Below are 16,223 nucleotides of genomic sequence, written 5' to 3' on the forward strand. Positions count from 1 at the left end.
TGCGATTGCCGCCGGACGGCGATCCCGGTAATTTAGCCTCCTGAAGATCAATACGTTGCCCATTACAACAGTACAGTCAGAGCCAACGCAGACAATGCGGTGGAGGGAAATTGTCCATGAATACAATCGAGCAAAAAAAACCACGGCGCCATTTATTGGCTCTGGCAGCGCTTATGCTGTCCCTGCCTCTGGGAGCCGTAGCAGAAGCTGAAGGCGCTGAAGAACAAGAAGGAGATAAGGCGGAAGCCCAATCCTGGGATATCAACAAGCCGCCCTACGAATTTAAACCGATCCAGTTGGACACCCGCGAGACCACCTGGAGCAACCTGGATATCAGCCCAGATGGCAAAACCATCCTGTTCGATATGCTCGGCGATATCTACACAGTGCCGGTAGCAGGCGGCGAGGCAGTAGCCCTGACCAATGAAATCGCCTGGAATATGCAGCCGCGCTTCAGCCCGGACGGCAAAACCATTGTATTTATCAGCGACCGCGATGGCGCCGACAACATTTGGTTGATGGATCGCAATGGCGACAACCTACGCCAGCTCACCACAGAGAAGGAAAACCTGCTGCACTCGCCCAACTGGAGCCCCGATGGCCAGTACCTGGTAGCACGTAAAGGTTTTATGTCCGGCCGTAGTATTCCCGCCGGTGAAATCTGGATGTACCACTACGGTGGGGGTGAAGGTCGCCAACTGAAAGAGCGTATCGGCGGCGATATCGCCCAGAAGAATATTGCCGATCCGGCCTTCTCTCCAGATGGACGCTATGTCTATTACTCCATCGATACCACGCCCGGTACCGTATGGGAGTACAACAAGAACTCGACCAAAGAAATTTTTGCCATCAAGCGCTACGACCTACAGGACGGTGAAGAGGAAACCTTTATCTCTGGTCCCGGTGGCGCGGTGGCGCCAGTGCCCTCTCCGGATGGCAGCAAACTGGCCTTTATTCGCCGCCAGGACAACCAGACCTCCCTGTTCCTGAAAGATTTGGATACTGGGCTGGAAACCCCTGTTTACGCCGGCCTTGAACGAGACCTACAGGAAATTTTCGGCCCCCATGGCAACTACGTTCAATACGACTGGATGCCCGATGGTGAGTCATTGGTCGTTTGGACTGGCGGTAAATTCCTACGTATCTCCATCAACGGCGACAGCGTTGCGCCGATTGCGGCTCATGTGAAGGTCGAGAAACAGGTCGCGGATGCGGTGCGCTTCCCTGTGGAAGTAGCCCCGGACACCTTCGATGTGAAAATGATTCGCTGGGCGCAAAAATCCCCCAACGGCAAGCAGGTCGCTTTCCAGGCATTGGGCAAGATTTATATTCAGGATATCGCCAGTGGTGAGCGCCGCCGGCTGACCCGCCAGGAAGACCACTTTGAATTCTATCCCAGCTGGTCCCGCGATGGTCGCGAGATCACCTATGTCACCTGGGACGACCAAAAACTCGGTCATGTGCGTGTAGTATCCGCCCGCAGCGGTCGCGGCAAGAACATCACCAAACAGCCCGGCCTCTACGTAGAGCCGAGCTTCTCCCCCAGTGGTGACACCGTGGCCTACCGCCGCTTTACCGGCGGTTACCTGCTCAGCCCCGAGTACTCATTGGAACCGGGTATCTACCTGGCAGACGTCGACGGCAACTGGCAACGCCGGGTTGTGAAGTCCGGCTATGAGCCGCACTTTGGCGTCAGCGAGGACCGTATCTATTTCTCCGAGTACCAACACGCCGGCGGCGGCAAGCGCGTATTGAAGAGCACCAACCTGGAAGGCAAAGATGAGCGTGAGCACCTGCACGGCGCTGAGATTACCTCCTTCCGCCTGTCCCCGGACGGCAAGTGGGTCGCCTTTACCCAGGACTTCAAAGCTTTTGTCGCACCGTTTATGCACACCGGCAAGTCCGAGGTGATCGGCCCTGATAGCAAAGCGGTCAAAGTCACCCAGGTATCCAAGCGCGCCGGTGAAAACCTGCACTGGTCCGCCGATAGTGACACTTTGGGCTGGGCACACGGGCCCAAGCTGTTCGAGCGGGAACTGAAAGACGCCTTCGAATTTGTCGCCGGTGCCCCGGAGGAACTACCAGAGCCTGTTTCTGAAGGCATCGACCTGAGCTTTGAGCAGTCCTTCGACAATCGCGCTGGCCTCGTTGCCCTCACCGGTGGCAAAGTCGTCACTATGCGCGATGCGGAGAACACCCGCGAAATTATCGAGGATGGCGTGGTTCTATTCCGAGGCAACCGCATTGTCGCGGTGGGCCCAGCTGCAGAAGTTGAAATTCCCGCCGAGGCGAAGCGTATCGATATCACCGGCAAAACTGTATTGCCAGGGCTGATTGACGCTCATGCCCACGGCGCTCAGGGTCGCGAAGAAATTATCCCGCAGCAAAACTGGAACCTGTTCTCCAGTCTGGCATTTGGCGTGACCACGATTCACGACCCCTCCAATGACAGCAGCGAGATATTCTCCGCCGCAGAAATGCAAAAGGCCGGTCTGATTACCGGACCGCGTATTTTCTCTACTGGCACCATCCTCTATGGCGCCAAAGGTCCAGGCTACAAAGCCAAGATCAATTCCCTGGAGGACGCTCAGTTCCACGTCAACCGTCTCAAGGAAATGGGCGCCATCTCGGTGAAGAGCTACAACCAGCCCCGCCGCGACCAGCGCCAGAAAGTGCTGCAGGCAGCCCGCGAAGCCGGCATTATGGTAGTGCCCGAGGGCGGCGGTAAGTACCAGCACAATATGAACATGATTGTGGACGGGCACACCGGTATCGAGCACTCACTGCCGATCGCCAATGTCTACGGCGATGTGGAGCAACTGTGGAGCCAAACCCAAGTGGGTTATACACCGACCTTCGTTGTGGCCTACGGCGGCCTCTGGGGTGAGGAGTACTGGTATGACCGCACCGAAGTATGGAAGAACGAGCGCTTGACCCGCTTTACCCCCGATTTTATCGTTAACCCCCGCTCTATCCGTCGCCCCACTGCGCCGGATGCCCACTACAACCACTTTAATGTGGCCCGTCAGGCCAAGCAGCTGCGCGACGAAGGTGTCACCGTACATATCGGCGCCCACGGCCAGCGCGAAGGACTTGGAGCGCACTGGGAGATGTGGATGATGGAGCAGGGCGGCTTTACCCCCTGGGAAGCCTTCCGCGCCGGTACCATCGATGGTGCCCGCTACTTGGGTATGGACGGTGATATCGGCAGCATTGAGGCTGGTAAGCTGGCTGACCTGATCGTGGTTGACGGCAACCCCTTGGATAACCTACGCCTGTCAGAGAACATTACCTACACGGTAATTAATGGCCGTGTGTTCGAGGCAGAAACCATGAACGAAGTCGGTGCTAGCGAACGCTTGGCATTTTTCCATGAACGCCTGCCTATCAGCGCTATGCCCGCTCCTACGGCAGAGGCGGTACAAGAGAAAATGGAACGCCACCACTGGGTACATTAATTCCCAGAGTCTTCGTTTTGAATCCGGTGGCTTCCGCCGGATACAACTTCTAGGGCGCGGAGAACTATCAAAGCGCCCAATTACCTATCTCTTATAACCCTACTACAGAGAGTTTTCGGCTAGGGCAAATTATTGGTGATATAGCCATATTTCAAAAGACCCACAAATACGGCCCCACCAAAGGTATTACCCAACGTGGCTAAGATTTGAAAGCGCAGTACTTCCATCAAACCTACCGAGCCATCACCACCTATCCAGGCACTAAATATTGCTACGGCCCCTGCTACGCAATGCGGCAGACTGCCCAGACCGATTACAAAGGTCACTATTGCAATAACCATTATTCGACTAATGGTGTCAGTACTGGATGAAACCAGCCAACCGAGTAAACCCATTAGCCACCCAGCCAAAATTGCACCAAGAAATAACGCACTATTATTCGCACTAATCAGCTTTTGACCATAGTAATCAAAACCTGCTGAGACAATGTTTTGACTGACTGAAGCATAACCCACTAGTATCAACGCAAATAAAAAAGTGCCAATCATATTGCCGAGATAAATGAATCCCCAGATACGCCCCAGATCACGCAAACGCTGCCTTCTATCAGCAACTGGTAAAATTGCCAATGTCGTATGTTCGGTAAAAAGATCTGTGCGCCCTATAATGACCAAAATAAAGCCAACCGGGTAACTCATCGACAACACAAGGTGTAACGCCGATTTATCCAGCTCTTCATGAAAACTGCTAAACAGCACCATCATCAAGAAAAAACTAAAACCAATTTCCAATCCCGCAGCAATAGATGACCACAACAGAGAGCGACTCTCACGTTCATATTCATGCAGGCTGGCATCCATCTGTTCACACAAAACCACCCGCTCACTCTTGGGTCTATCGCTATTGATACTCATAGAAAATCAGAATGGGAGATGAAAAAAATTACATCATGGGAAGATGCGACACAGCATTCAGGATAGCTGCTTTGGACTTGAACAAGGCCCTAACTAGCCTCGCCATTAAATCAAAAAAATCATAAAAAATATGGGGTAATTATTCACTCTACATAATTACCGATGAAGTTCAAATACACCCAATACTTGTCTCCAGACTTTAACGCTCATCCATTAAAAAGCCTCGCATAGCGAGGCTTTACATAGTAATCTCAAAAAGTGATAACTAAACTTCATTAACCTCTTCTATTAGAGCTTTATCCAATGCATGCGCTCGCTGGAAAGCTTCACGTTTAGATAAGCGCTCAACATACTCCTGAAACTCTATTCTCTTCTCTATAGTGCCAAACTGCAGCCCCCATTCTAACTGGGCGCCTATATAAACATCCGCTGCAGTAAAACGCTCACCGAGAATATAGGGGCCGGACTTAATCACCTTAGAAAGTGTGTCTAATGCCAACTGATAGGAACCGTAACCGAGCATCAGCTGCTTGTCTGCACCTGCCTCTTCCCCAAAGATATATTTATTCACAATGGCAGATTCCATAGGGCCAGCCGCAAAAAACATCCAGCGATAAAAGCTCGCTCTCTCATCGTCATTCATTGGCGCCAATTCTGACTCAGGGAACACTTCCGCCAAGTAAACACATATAGCTGAAGCTTCTGTAATAATTCTCCCGCCATGAACCAGAGTAGGTACCTTACCCATTGGATTGATAGCAAGATATTCGGTGGTCTTCATAGGTTCACCGTACTCAAGTACCTCTGTACGATAAGATAAGCCCAATTCTTCTAGCATCCAGCGTACTATGCATCCACGGGACTGGGGGTTAGTATATAAAATCAAATTATCTGACATGATTTTCTCCCTGAAAACGGAGAGAATAGTTTATTTTAATACTATTATTTTTCGAGAGATTTTTACGCCAGTAGGGAAGTTCTTGCTGTGGGATTAGAATAAACTTGTAAAAAATTAATCTTGTAAAAAGGTGATAAGGCTAATTTTTCATCACAGCCATTCAGCCAACTCTATCGTGATGTATTCAGGACCCTCAATGTATACCAGCTTTCTGCTCAAATACTCTATAACCTGACCACGAATATGAACCCCATTTTTCTTCAAGTAATCCACAGACAACTCGATATCATCAACCCTCAAGCAAAGATGGTTATAGCCAGGTCTTGCCAGATTTAATATATTGGAATCAGAAAATATCTTTGGCGAACGGAAGTGTAACAACTGAATTTCAAATCTAGGATCAGAATTCTTCAAAACCATTGTTAAATGGTCTGCCTGAACATTGGGGACCTCCAGGTATTTAGAGATTTTCTCTCCTGAAATAACATCAGTAATCTCCAATTCAAAATCTAATAATTCAAAGAATTTTTGACTTTTTTCCAAATTGGTGACAGCGATGGTTACGTGATCAGGATTCTTTATCATCGACTAATCCTCTGTCGATTCTTGGAGATAGCCCGACCGATCTTTTCATATTCTCGACGCAAAGCTGGCATGAATTCTATCCCCATATAATCACCCTCTGCTACCGAAATTTCTTTCCAATGAAATGGAAAAAGCACCTCAACTTTCTGGTTCGCAATGGCAAAATTGTAAGCCTGCCTTGCTCGAATAATCAATTCATTCTGAGATATGAGTGGATAAAAGTTATTTGTAGTTTTGAATGCTCTAGGGATAAGATAGTACTTGGCATTCATATGCTGAGTTTTAAACATCAATTTTTCAACTATCTCATCTTGAAAATCAACACCAAAATAATGGTCCACTCCAAACAAATTATAATTTTCAGGAACGATCAACTGAAATCTTGCTTGACTCACTGTATTATGAGTAAAAGTAATTGCCAACTTTGCATTTGGAAAATCTTTTCTTACCAGCTCTCCAATTTCTTCAAGATAATTTTTCAACTCCTTGTCAGGTAACTGAGATCTCTGGAAGGGTTCATCCAAGGGATCAAAGGCATAAATAATATCCTTAAAAAGGAGTAAATCTTTTCTACTTTTTTCCCACCGTTCCCGATAATTCTCATGTTTGTTTTTCCCAAAATCCTTAAAAAAAATAGGGGCCAAAGCCACCCAGATTTTCAACCCATGCTTCCTGGCAATCTCCATCAAATCCTTGTCGAAACACCAAACATCAACGAATGTGGAAAATTTTGCAACTTCGGGAATATCATCCTTATCCCAGCCGGAGTGATAAACACCAAATTCTTTCAGATGACTTGGCACTCGATTTCTTTGCGGAACTATTCCTGTGACAAAAATATTACCGGGAATATATAAAGGCTTGGTGTTACTGAGATATTCGGCGGGAGTAGGGCCACCATAAAATTGAGAGTGGCTATTTACACCCAAGAACAACAAAAAAAATGTCAGAAAAATCGAAATTTTTCGAAATGAGGCCTGATACAACTTACTGAAAACCATAAATCAGCGCCACTTTAAATTGAATGAATACATTTGGTTAATTAAGCCAATATCCAGTATAGAAAAGGCACGGAGAAGAGAAACAAGGATAAGGAGAATTACAGAGGGGATTATTCAAGATGCAAAAAAAGCAGCCGAAGCTGCTTTTTTATCGCCTTGAAGTAGGCGCTTTACACTAATGCAATGCGTTACTTACTTGCCGGCCGCCTTGCGGATTGCCTGCAGAGTGCGCAGACGCGCCTCGGCTTCGGCCAGCTGGGCTGAGATACGCGCATAATCAACTTCAGAAGGCGCTTTGTGCAGGGCGTGTTCCGCTTCTTCGCGGGCCTTCTGCGCGGCTTCCTCGTCAATTTCACGCTCGGCTACATCCGCGAGGATGGTAACCATGTTCGGCTGCACTTCGGCGTAGCCACCGCTGACGAACAGTACTTCCTCTTCACCACCGGGCTTGATGATGCGTACCGGACCGGGCTTCAGGGCGGTAAGCAGTTGCGCATGGCCGTAGGAGAGACCCAGCTCACCTTCGATACCACTCACAATCACCATCTGCACCAGTCCGGAGAAGAGAGACTGCTCGGCGCTGACAATGTCACAATGTACTGTCATGGCCATAGTATATGCCTCTCTGGCTTAGCCTTTGGTCTTGTTGGCTTTTTCCACAGCTTCGTCGATGGTTCCCACCATGTAGAAGGCCTGTTCAGGCATGTGGTCATACTCACCGTTCAGGATGCCCTGGAAGCCACGGATGGTTTCTTTCAGGGAAACATATTTACCTGGTGCACCAGTGAAGATTTCCGCAACGTGGAAAGGCTGGGATAGGAAACGCTCGATCTTACGGGCGCGGGCTACGATCTGCTTGTCTTCTTCAGACAGTTCGTCCATACCCAGGATCGCGATGATGTCCTTCAGCTCTTTATAGCGCTGCAATACAGACTGTACGCCACGAGCCACTTCGTAGTGCTCCTGACCGATTACCTGCGGGTCCAGCTGACGAGAGGTGGAATCCAGCGGGTCAACAGCCGGGTAGATACCTTTAGCGGCAATGTCACGGCTCAGTACTACAGTGGAGTCCAAGTGCGCGAAGGTGGTCGCCGGAGACGGGTCAGTTAAGTCATCCGCCGGTACGTATACCGCCTGGATAGAGGTGATAGAGCCAGTCTTGGTGGAGGTAATACGCTCCTGCAGAACGCCCATCTCTTCCGCCAGGGTCGGCTGGTAACCTACCGCAGAAGGCATACGGCCCAGCAGTGCGGATACTTCGGTACCGGCCAGGGTGTAACGGTAGATGTTGTCGACGAACAACAGTACGTCTTTGCCTTCATCACGGAATTTTTCCGCCATGGTCAGGCCGGTCAGGGCTACGCGCAGACGGTTGCCGGGCGGCTCATTCATCTGGCCGTAAACCATCGCCACTTTGGAGTTGGCTTTGTTTTCCAGGTCAACAACGCCGGATTCAGCCATCTCGTAGTAGAAGTCGTTACCTTCACGAGTACGCTCACCAACACCTGCAAACACGGACAGACCGGAGTGCTCGGTAGCGATGTTGTTGATCAGTTCCATCATGTTTACGGTTTTACCTACACCGGCACCACCGAACAGACCAACCTTACCACCCTTGGCGAACGGGCAAACCAGGTCGATTACCTTGATGCCGGTTTCCAGCAGTTCGGTAGAGCTGGACTGCTCTTCGTAGGTCGGTGCAGCGCGGTGGATAGAGGAGCGCTCTTTTTCACCGATAGGGCCACACTCGTCAATCGGGTTGCCGAGCACGTCCATGATGCGACCGAGGGTTTCCAGGCCTACCGGTACAGAAACCGGAGCGCCGGTATTGCGCACGGGCAGACCGCGGCTGATACCTTCGGATGAACCCATGGCAATAGCGCGTACCACGCCGTCACCCAACTGCTGCTGCACTTCCATGGTGAGGTTCTTGTCCTCAACCACCAGTGCGTCGTATACATTCGGAACAGAATCGCGTGGGAATTCCACGTCGATGACCGCTCCGATCACTTGCACAATTTGCCCGTTACTCATTTCCGGATCCTCAGCTTTAAATTCTTTCTAGGCTGACCATTACTGCTAGGGGCAGCGGATTAAACCGCCGCCGCACCGCCGACAATTTCGGACAGTTCCTGGGTAATGGCCGCCTGGCGCGCCTTGTTGTAGACAAGCTGCAACTGATCGATCAGCTCACCGGCGTTATCGGTGGCGCTCTTCATCGCGATCATACGCGCTGCCTGCTCACAGGCTTTGTTTTCAACTACTGCCTGGTATACCTGAGACTCGATATAGCGAGCCAGCAATCCATCCAGCAATTCAACCGGATCCGGCTCGTAGAGGTAGTCCCACTCGTGCATGAGTTTTTCATCTTCGTCTTTCGGCAGCGGCAGCAATTGCTCGACCCGCGGCTTCTGTGACATGGTGTTGATAAACTCGTTGGATACCAGGAACAGGCGATCGATATCGCCTTCTGCGTAACGGTCCAGCATTACCTTTACTGAGCCAATCAGCTTGTTGGCCTGGGGCGCATCGCCCAGGTCGCGAACTGCTGCGACAACCTTGCTGCCGATGGCGTTAAAGAAACTGGCCGCCTTGTTACCTACCGCGCAGACTTCTACGTCAACGCCTTTTTCGGACCACGCCTGCATCTCGCGAATAGCCGCCTTGAACATGTTGATGTTCAGGCCACCACAGAGTCCGCGGTCAGTGGATACCAGGATAAAACCGACCCGCTTGGCCTCGCGCTCCTGCAGGTAAATATGCTGGTACTCGGCCGAAGCGTTGGCGACGTGGCCGATCACTGCGCGTATGCGCTGGGCGTAGGGACGCCCCAGTGCCATGCGATCCTGAGCTCTACGCATCTTACTGGCTGCAACCATTTCCATTGCGGCAGTAATCTTCTGCGTGCTCTTGATGCTGGCAATTTTTGTGCGTACTTCTTTTCCGCCTGCCATAGTGATTTACCTTGTTCGCTGGAAGTTAGATTCCGAAAGAGCGGACACGCCGCTCTTTCGCGCTCTCCAGGGAGTTCTTACCAGCTGCTAGTAGCGACGAACTTCTCGATAGCGGCTTTGAAAGCTGCGTCGATTTCGTCGTTGTAGTTACCAGTCGCGTTCACTTTCTCCATCAGCTCTGCGTGTTCGCTGTTCATGTAAGCGAGCAGGGCGGCTTCGAAATCGAGAACCTTGGCAACTTCTACTTCTTTCAGGTAACCCTTGTCTGCGGCGTAAACGGAAACAGCCATGTCCGCGATAGACAGCGGAGAGTACTGTTTCTGCTTCATCAGCTCGGTTACACGCTCACCGTGATCCAGCTGGGCCTTGGTAGCTTCGTCCAGATCAGAGGCAAACTGGGAGAATGCCGCCAATTCGCGGTACTGAGCCAGAGCGGTACGGATACCACCGGACAATTTCTTGATCACCTTGGTCTGCGCTGCACCACCTACACGGGATACGGAGATACCCGGGTTGATCGCAGGGCGGATACCGGAGTTGAACAGATCGGTCTCGAGGAAGATCTGGCCGTCGGTAATGGAAATCACGTTGGTCGGTACGAACGCGGATACGTCACCGGCCTGGGTTTCGATGATCGGCAGGGCGGTCAGAGAGCCGGTCTTGCCTTTCACTTCACCATTGGTGAACTTCTCTACGTAGTCGGCATTTACACGCGCAGCGCGCTCCAGCAGACGGGAGTGCAAGTAGAAAACGTCACCGGGGTAGGCTTCACGTCCAGGCGGACGCTTCAGCAGCAGGGAGATCTGACGGTAGGCCCAAGCCTGCTTGGTCAGGTCATCGTATACGATCAGGGCATCTTCACCGCGGTCGCGGAAGTACTCACCCATGGTACAGCCGACGTAAGGAGCCAGGAACTGCATCGCTGCCGGATCGGCGGCGCCAGCGGCCACTACGATGGTGTGGTCCATAGCGCCGTGCTCTTCGAGCTTGCGCACTACGTTGGCAATAGAGGACTGCTTCTGGCCCACGGCAACGTAGATACACTTAACGCCGGTGCCTTTCTGGTTGATGATGGCGTCGATCGCCACAGCAGTCTTACCGATCTGGCGGTCACCGATGATCAGCTCACGCTGGCCACGGCCAATCGGGATCATGGTATCAACCGCTTTCAAGCCGGTTTGTACAGGCTGATCAACGGACTGGCGGGCAATAACGCCAGGCGCTACTTTTTCTACCGCGTCGGTCAGCTTGTTGTTCAGTGGACCCTTGCCGTCGATCGGGTTACCCAGCGCGTCTACAACGCGGCCGAGCAGTTCCGGACCAACCGGGGTTTCCAGGATACGGCCGGTACAACGACACTTCTGACCTTCGGCCAGAGATTTGTAGTCGCCCAGGATTACAGCACCAACGGAGTCGCGCTCCAGGTTCAGCGCCATACCGTAAACGCCGCCTTCGAACTCGATCATCTCACCGTACATCACGTCGGCCAGGCCGTGGATGCGGATGATGCCGTCGGATACGGAAACAATGGTGCCCTCATTTTGGGCTTCAGTGCTCACATCGAGATTTTCGATGCGGCTCTTGATGATTTCACTGATCTCAGAGGGATTCAGTTGCTGCATGCTCTGTTCCTCAAGTCCCCCGCCGGCTGACGCCGACGGGGAGAGTAATTTAGGAGTTCATCGCCTCGGCGAGCTTGGCCAGACGGCCGCGTACGGAACCGTCGATGACTGTATCACCGGCGCGGATGATCGCGCCGCCCAGCAGGCTCTCGTCCACCGAGCTGTGCAGATGTATTTCGCGTTCAAACTTCGCCCTGAGCTTTTGGCCCAGTGCTTGCGCCTGTGCATCGCTCAGGGCGTGCGCGGAAACAACTTCCACCTCGAGGGTGGCTTCCGCCTGCGCTTTCAGCTCTTCGAACAGCTCGGAAATTTCCGGCAGCAGCTGCAGGCGGTGGTTTTCCGCCAGCAACCGGATGAAATTTTTTCCGTGCTCGCCGAGCTCGTCTGAACAGATCGACAGGAATTTATCTGCGCGCTCTTCACTGGTGAGCTGTGGGTTATCCAGCAGCTCACGCACTTTTTCGTTCTGGCTGACCGCCGCCGCAGTTTCCAGCGCAGCGCTCCAACCACCTAAGTGGGAGGCTTGCTGCGCATAAGCAAATGCAGCTTTAGCGTAGGGCCGGGCCAGTGTGCTGAGTTCCGCCATGGGGTTCCTCGCTTACAGCTCGGCTGCCAGTTTGTCGATCAGGTCGTCGTGCGCCTTAGCGTCGATATTGACCGCGAGAATCTTCTCCGCACCCAGGACAGACAGGTCTGCCACACGGCTGCGCAGTTGCTCTTTAGCGCGATTCACTTCCTGGTCGATCTCAGCTTTAGCCGCAGCTTTCAGGCGATCGCCCTCGGCATGCGCAGCCTGCTTTGCTTCATCGATAATCTGATTAGCGCGCTTGTTGGCGCCATCGATAATCTCGCTCGCCTGATCTTTGGCTTCTTTCAGCTGCTCGGCAGCTTTGCGCTTGGCCAGTTCCAGATCTTTCTGCGCGTGCTCGGCGTCAGCGAGACCATCTGCGATCTTCTGCTCACGCTCTTTCATCACGCCCAAAAGCGGCGGCCAAACAAACTTCCAGCAAAACCAGACGAAAAACAGGAAAGTAATCGACTGGCCGATTAGAGTCAGGTTGATATTCACACCGACACCTCTTGCTCTTTAAATAGGGTTAAGGGCAATTGGAACGGCGTAATTAAACCAGACCAGGAGCTACGGCGAAGATCAGGTACATAGCGATACCAACACCGATCATCGGAACCGCGTCAAGCAGACCAGCCATCAGGAACATTTTGCCCTGCAGAGCCGGAGCCTGTTCAGGCTGACGAGCGGAACCTTCCAGCAGCTTGCCACCCAGAGTACCGAAACCGATAGCGGTGCCCAGGGCGCCCAGACCGATCAGCAGTGCACTTGCGATGTAAACCAGACCTAATGCTTCCATTGTGTTCTCCAAATCAAAGTTAAAGAGTTGTTGTAAAGGTCGAAAAAAGGGTTAAAAACTTATTGATCGTGCTCGTGCTCATCGTCGCGATGGTGTGCCATCGCCATGTACACGGTGCTCAATACCATGAATACGAACGCCTGCAGCACGATTACCAGTACGTGGAAGATCGCCCAGCCCATGTGCAGGAGACCCGCACCAATAAAGCCGAGAACGCCAACGCCAAAGACAATCGCGATCAGGATAAAGATCATTTCACCGGCGTAGAGGTTTCCGAACAGACGCAGGCCCAGGGAGATCGGCTTCGCGATCAGGGATACTGCCTCCAGCAGGAAGTTGACCGGGATCAGCAGGATGTCAAAGAACAGCTTGCCGGTATGGAAAGGGTGCAGAGTCAGCTCTTTCAGGAAACCGATGGCACCTTTTTCGCGAATACTGAAGAAAATCATCAGCGCAAACACCGCCAGGGCCATACCCAGAGTGGCGTTCGGGTCGGTAGTCGGAACCACTTTAAAGAAGAGGTGATCGTTACCGGAAATCTTGGCGGCAGCCATCGGTAGCCAGTCCACCGGCACCAGGTCCATCAGGTTCATCAGGAACACCCACACAAAAATGGTCAGCGCCATCGGGGCAACCATGGTGTTGCGGTGAGGGAAGGTTTCCTTAACCAGCTTGTCGATAAACTCGGTGACCAGCTCCACAAAACTCTGGAAACCGGTGGGCTTGTCCACACTGGCCTTTTTGGCAGCGCGGGCAAACAGGAAACAGAAAATCAGACCGAGGCCGATAGACCAACCCAGGGTATCCACATGTAGGGCCCAAAAGCCCATATCCGCGGCTTCCTGAGAGGAATGCGCCATAGTCCAGGTGGACTCACTAAGCACAGAACCATCGGCGCGGGTGTACCCGGCCGGCAGCTTGCCGTAAGTCATATTTTGCAGGTGGTGTTGGATATACCCCGTCGCAGTTAGAGCTTCGCCCGCCATAGTTCCTCAACAATCGTAAAAGTAAGAATTCTTTTTTTCTTATCCACCGGCTAGCGGACCATGCGCGCCACCATAATCCACTGCACGATCACACAGAGGACGTAGCTGATAAAAAGCGCTGCCGCATTCAACGGCTTGACGGTGGCAAAAACTGCCGCAAAACCCGCCATGGTCAATATAAATTTGCCGGTTTCCGCGCGGTAGAAATTGCCTACCACGCGATGGGCCGCGCGCGCACCGCTATCGCGAAAGGCGCGCCTGCCGAAATATGCTCCGGGCAGTGCACATAGGGCACCGCCGATAAATACGGAAAGCGCCGTCACCGGTTTGCCACTCAAGTGCAGTACCGCACTGGCCACCGATATCAGCAGAAGCTGTACCGCGGCAATTCGTAATACCGGGGGTTTTCTCATAGACGGGATAAGCCGACTTCTGTGCGCTGTCCGCCCAAAATTTGGGCGTGCGAATTATGCTGCAACAGCATCGTCGATTCAACCGGCAAATGTCGCCAACTTATTTGATTTTCGGGAGGTTTTGCGCGGAATTACTCGGCGCAGTGAGTAATTGCCAACAGTTATTGCGCGCGCCACTAGGACGCGCATTTCGCCACGGCTTTAATCCTCGGCGTAACCGAGGTGGGCAAGGATTCCGTCCAGCTCTTCCAAGGTGGTAAATTTCAGCACCAGGCGACCATTGCCCTTTTCGTTGTGATCGATAGAGACCGGCACTCCGACCTTTTCCGCCAGACGCTCGGTAAGGCGGCGGATATTGGGGTCGGGCTTGGGCTTCTCCTGCTTCGGCGTGGCCGGCTGTTGCAGGCGACGCACCAACGCTTCCGTCTGGCGCACGGTGAGGCTGCGCTCGACAACCTGACGTGCGGCGGAACGCTGGGTGGCACCGGAGAGACCGAGCAAGGCCTTGGCGTGGCCCAGCTCCAGGTCACCGCGCTCAAGGAAAGTGCGCACCTCTTCACTGAGGCTCAATAAGCGCAGTAAGTTGGTCACGGCAGTTCGGGATTTACCCACCGCATCGGCCACTTCCTGCTGAGTCAGCTTGAATTCATCCTGCAGTCGCTTAAGGGCCACAGCCTCTTCCACCGGATTCAGGTCTTCACGCTGGATATTCTCGATCAATGCCATGGCGATGGCGGCTTCATCGGAAACGCTGCGCACCAGCGCCGGCACTTTCTCCAATCCTGCCAGTTGGGCGGCACGCCAACGCCGCTCACCGGCAATAATCTCGTAGCTTTGCTCGCCGATACCGCGTACGACGATCGGCTGCATAATACCCTGGGCGCGAATCGAGTCCGCCAGTTCCTGCAGGGACTCCTGTGGAAAATCTCGGCGCGGCTGGTAGCGACCGCGCTGCAAAAACTCGATCGGCAATTCTTTCAACTCACCGTCGACCACGGCAGTTTCGGTTTCGGCCTCACCGGTAGCCTCGGCGATCGCGGTGCTGTTTTTATTGCTGATCAGGTGGGATAAGCCCCGGCCCAGTCCTTTGCGTTTGGCGGCCATAGTTATTACCCCTTATACCGCTTCCGCCATAGGGCGGTTTTTCTTTTTGGTAGATTGATTGGCGGGATGGCGGCGATTGATTTCACAAGCCAATGCCAGGTAGGCGATAGCGCCCTTGGAGTGGCGATCGTAATCCAACGCCGGTTTGCCAAAACTGGGCGCTTCCGCCAAGCGCACATTGCGCGGAATACAAGTTCGATACAGGCTATCGCCAAAATACTCCTGCAACTGCGCCGATACTTCGCTGGTAAGACTGTTGCGCGGATCGTACATGGTACGCAAGATGCCTTCGATTTTCAGGTCCGGATTAGCGGTCTGCTGGATCTGGGTGATCGTATCCACCAAGGCTGACAGTCCCTCCAGGGCATAGTATTCGCACTGCATGGGAATCAGCACGCCGTGAGCCGCACAGAGGGCGTTTACCGTCAGCATATTTAGCGACGGTGGACAGTCGATAATCACGTAATCGTAACGGTTGCTCACTACCGCCAGAGCGCGGCTCAGACGAGATTCGCGCCCCTCCAGATTCAGCAACTCCACCTCTGCCGCAGACAGGTCACCGTTGCCAGGGATCAAATCAAAACCGCTTTCTGTGGATACAATGGCTTGCTCTACGGGTAATTCAGCGGCCAACACATCGTAACCGGATACCTCCAGGTCGCTTTTATCCACACCACTGCCCATGGTGGCATTGCCCTGGGGGTCCAGGTCGATCAGCAATACGCGCCGCTTGTTGGCAACCAAAGATGCGGCCAGGTTGACGCAGGTAGTGGTCTTACCAACCCCGCCTTTCTGGTTGGCCACAGCAAATATCTTGCTCAAGATTCTTGTCCTTTGTTGTTTCCGGGTGCGTTTGCCCCCACGCTGACTCAGCTTCGGGCAGCGGCTATTGTGTCCCACGAAAGGGGAGTAGGATTGGGC

General features: G+C 52.8%; 16 protein-coding genes. 1 reads left to right on the plus strand and 15 read right to left on the minus strand.

Annotated elements, in window-relative coordinates; genetic code table 11:
• Window positions 1-116 precede the first annotated feature (116 nt).
• Window positions 117-3,458, plus strand: a complete 3,342-nt coding sequence (locus ACJJIO_RS09750; RefSeq protein ID WP_444910871.1) for an amidohydrolase family protein — start codon at window positions 117-119, stop codon at window positions 3,456-3,458.
• A gap of 119 nt (window positions 3,459-3,577) precedes the next feature.
• Here the strand turns inward: ACJJIO_RS09750 and ACJJIO_RS09755 are convergent, their stop codons facing one another.
• The 15 genes from ACJJIO_RS09755 to ACJJIO_RS09825 form a co-directional block, all read right to left on the minus strand.
• Window positions 3,578-4,318, minus strand: a complete 741-nt coding sequence (locus ACJJIO_RS09755; protein WP_444903494.1) for a formate/nitrite transporter family protein — start codon at window positions 4,316-4,318, stop codon at window positions 3,578-3,580.
• Window positions 4,319-4,637: 319 nt separating this feature from the next.
• Window positions 4,638-5,270: a glutathione S-transferase family protein gene (locus ACJJIO_RS09760; protein ID WP_444910872.1), complete on the minus strand. Its 633-nt coding sequence runs from the start codon at window positions 5,268-5,270 to the stop codon at window positions 4,638-4,640.
• 150 nt (window positions 5,271-5,420) lie between these two features.
• On the minus strand, window positions 5,421-5,855 hold the full coding sequence (locus tag ACJJIO_RS09765; protein WP_444910873.1) for a VOC family protein: 435 nt from the start codon (window positions 5,853-5,855) through the stop codon (window positions 5,421-5,423).
• Window positions 5,852-6,856, minus strand: a complete 1,005-nt coding sequence (locus ACJJIO_RS09770; protein ID WP_444910874.1) for a hypothetical protein — start codon at window positions 6,854-6,856, stop codon at window positions 5,852-5,854. Before ACJJIO_RS09770 ends, ACJJIO_RS09765 begins: the two co-directional genes overlap by 4 nt.
• 192 nt (window positions 6,857-7,048) lie before the next feature.
• Complete coding sequence (locus ACJJIO_RS09775; protein WP_020413901.1) at window positions 7,049-7,468, minus strand: F0F1 ATP synthase subunit epsilon; 420 nt, start codon at window positions 7,466-7,468, stop codon at window positions 7,049-7,051.
• 18 nt (window positions 7,469-7,486) lie between these two features.
• Entirely contained in the window at window positions 7,487-8,890 is a 1,404-nt protein-coding gene (gene atpD / locus ACJJIO_RS09780; RefSeq protein ID WP_252083948.1) for a F0F1 ATP synthase subunit beta, read from the minus strand.
• Window positions 8,891-8,949: 59 nt separating this feature from the next.
• Entirely contained in the window at window positions 8,950-9,810 is an 861-nt protein-coding gene (atpG, locus tag ACJJIO_RS09785) for a F0F1 ATP synthase subunit gamma (protein ID WP_252083949.1), read from the minus strand.
• Window positions 9,811-9,887: 77 nt separating this feature from the next.
• Entirely contained in the window at window positions 9,888-11,432 is a 1,545-nt protein-coding gene (gene atpA, locus ACJJIO_RS09790; protein WP_152455988.1) for a F0F1 ATP synthase subunit alpha, read from the minus strand.
• Between the two features lie 49 nt (window positions 11,433-11,481).
• Window positions 11,482-12,018 (minus strand): F0F1 ATP synthase subunit delta, encoded by a 537-nt coding sequence (locus ACJJIO_RS09795; RefSeq protein ID WP_252083950.1) that lies wholly within the window; start codon window positions 12,016-12,018, stop codon window positions 11,482-11,484.
• Between the two features lie 12 nt (window positions 12,019-12,030).
• Window positions 12,031-12,501, minus strand: coding sequence for a F0F1 ATP synthase subunit B (locus ACJJIO_RS09800; protein ID WP_252083951.1), 471 nt, complete (start codon window positions 12,499-12,501; stop codon window positions 12,031-12,033).
• A gap of 52 nt (window positions 12,502-12,553) precedes the next feature.
• Window positions 12,554-12,799 (minus strand): F0F1 ATP synthase subunit C, encoded by a 246-nt coding sequence (gene atpE / locus ACJJIO_RS09805; protein ID WP_020413895.1) that lies wholly within the window; start codon window positions 12,797-12,799, stop codon window positions 12,554-12,556.
• 59 nt (window positions 12,800-12,858) lie between these two features.
• Window positions 12,859-13,785, minus strand: a complete 927-nt coding sequence (gene atpB / locus ACJJIO_RS09810; protein ID WP_252083952.1) for a F0F1 ATP synthase subunit A — start codon at window positions 13,783-13,785, stop codon at window positions 12,859-12,861.
• A gap of 50 nt (window positions 13,786-13,835) precedes the next feature.
• Window positions 13,836-14,198 (minus strand): ATP synthase subunit I, encoded by a 363-nt coding sequence (locus tag ACJJIO_RS09815; RefSeq protein ID WP_252083953.1) that lies wholly within the window; start codon window positions 14,196-14,198, stop codon window positions 13,836-13,838.
• Window positions 14,199-14,399: 201 nt separating this feature from the next.
• Window positions 14,400-15,302, minus strand: a complete 903-nt coding sequence (locus tag ACJJIO_RS09820; protein ID WP_444887614.1) for a ParB/RepB/Spo0J family partition protein — start codon at window positions 15,300-15,302, stop codon at window positions 14,400-14,402.
• A 12-nt stretch (window positions 15,303-15,314) separates the two neighbouring features.
• Entirely contained in the window at window positions 15,315-16,124 is an 810-nt protein-coding gene (locus ACJJIO_RS09825) for a ParA family protein (RefSeq protein WP_444910875.1), read from the minus strand.
• Between the last annotated feature and the right edge of the window lie 99 nt (window positions 16,125-16,223).

The organism is Microbulbifer mixtoriginis (SeqCode) (assembly GCF_052467235.1).

Coding starts and splice junctions, on each gene's coding strand:
- ACJJIO_RS09755 (WP_444903494.1), bottom strand. CDS start 4,318: ATGGATGCCAGCCTGCATGAATATGAACGTGAGAGTCGCTCTCTGTTG.
- atpB (WP_252083952.1), bottom strand. CDS start 13,785: ATGGCGGGCGAAGCTCTAACTGCGACGGGGTATATCCAACACCACCTG.
- ACJJIO_RS09775 (WP_020413901.1), bottom strand. CDS start 7,468: ATGGCCATGACAGTACATTGTGACATTGTCAGCGCCGAGCAGTCTCTC.
- ACJJIO_RS09820 (WP_444887614.1), bottom strand. CDS start 15,302: ATGGCCGCCAAACGCAAAGGACTGGGCCGGGGCTTATCCCACCTGATC.
- ACJJIO_RS09750 (WP_444910871.1), top strand. CDS start 117: ATGAATACAATCGAGCAAAAAAAACCACGGCGCCATTTATTGGCTCTG.
- atpE (WP_020413895.1), bottom strand. CDS start 12,799: ATGGAAGCATTAGGTCTGGTTTACATCGCAAGTGCACTGCTGATCGGT.
- ACJJIO_RS09765 (WP_444910873.1), bottom strand. CDS start 5,855: ATGATAAAGAATCCTGATCACGTAACCATCGCTGTCACCAATTTGGAA.
- ACJJIO_RS09795 (WP_252083950.1), bottom strand. CDS start 12,018: ATGGCGGAACTCAGCACACTGGCCCGGCCCTACGCTAAAGCTGCATTT.
- atpD (WP_252083948.1), bottom strand. CDS start 8,890: ATGAGTAACGGGCAAATTGTGCAAGTGATCGGAGCGGTCATCGACGTG.
- ACJJIO_RS09770 (WP_444910874.1), bottom strand. CDS start 6,856: ATGGTTTTCAGTAAGTTGTATCAGGCCTCATTTCGAAAAATTTCGATT.
- atpG (WP_252083949.1), bottom strand. CDS start 9,810: ATGGCAGGCGGAAAAGAAGTACGCACAAAAATTGCCAGCATCAAGAGC.
- atpA (WP_152455988.1), bottom strand. CDS start 11,432: ATGCAGCAACTGAATCCCTCTGAGATCAGTGAAATCATCAAGAGCCGC.
- ACJJIO_RS09760 (WP_444910872.1), bottom strand. CDS start 5,270: ATGTCAGATAATTTGATTTTATATACTAACCCCCAGTCCCGTGGATGC.
- ACJJIO_RS09815 (WP_252083953.1), bottom strand. CDS start 14,198: ATGAGAAAACCCCCGGTATTACGAATTGCCGCGGTACAGCTTCTGCTG.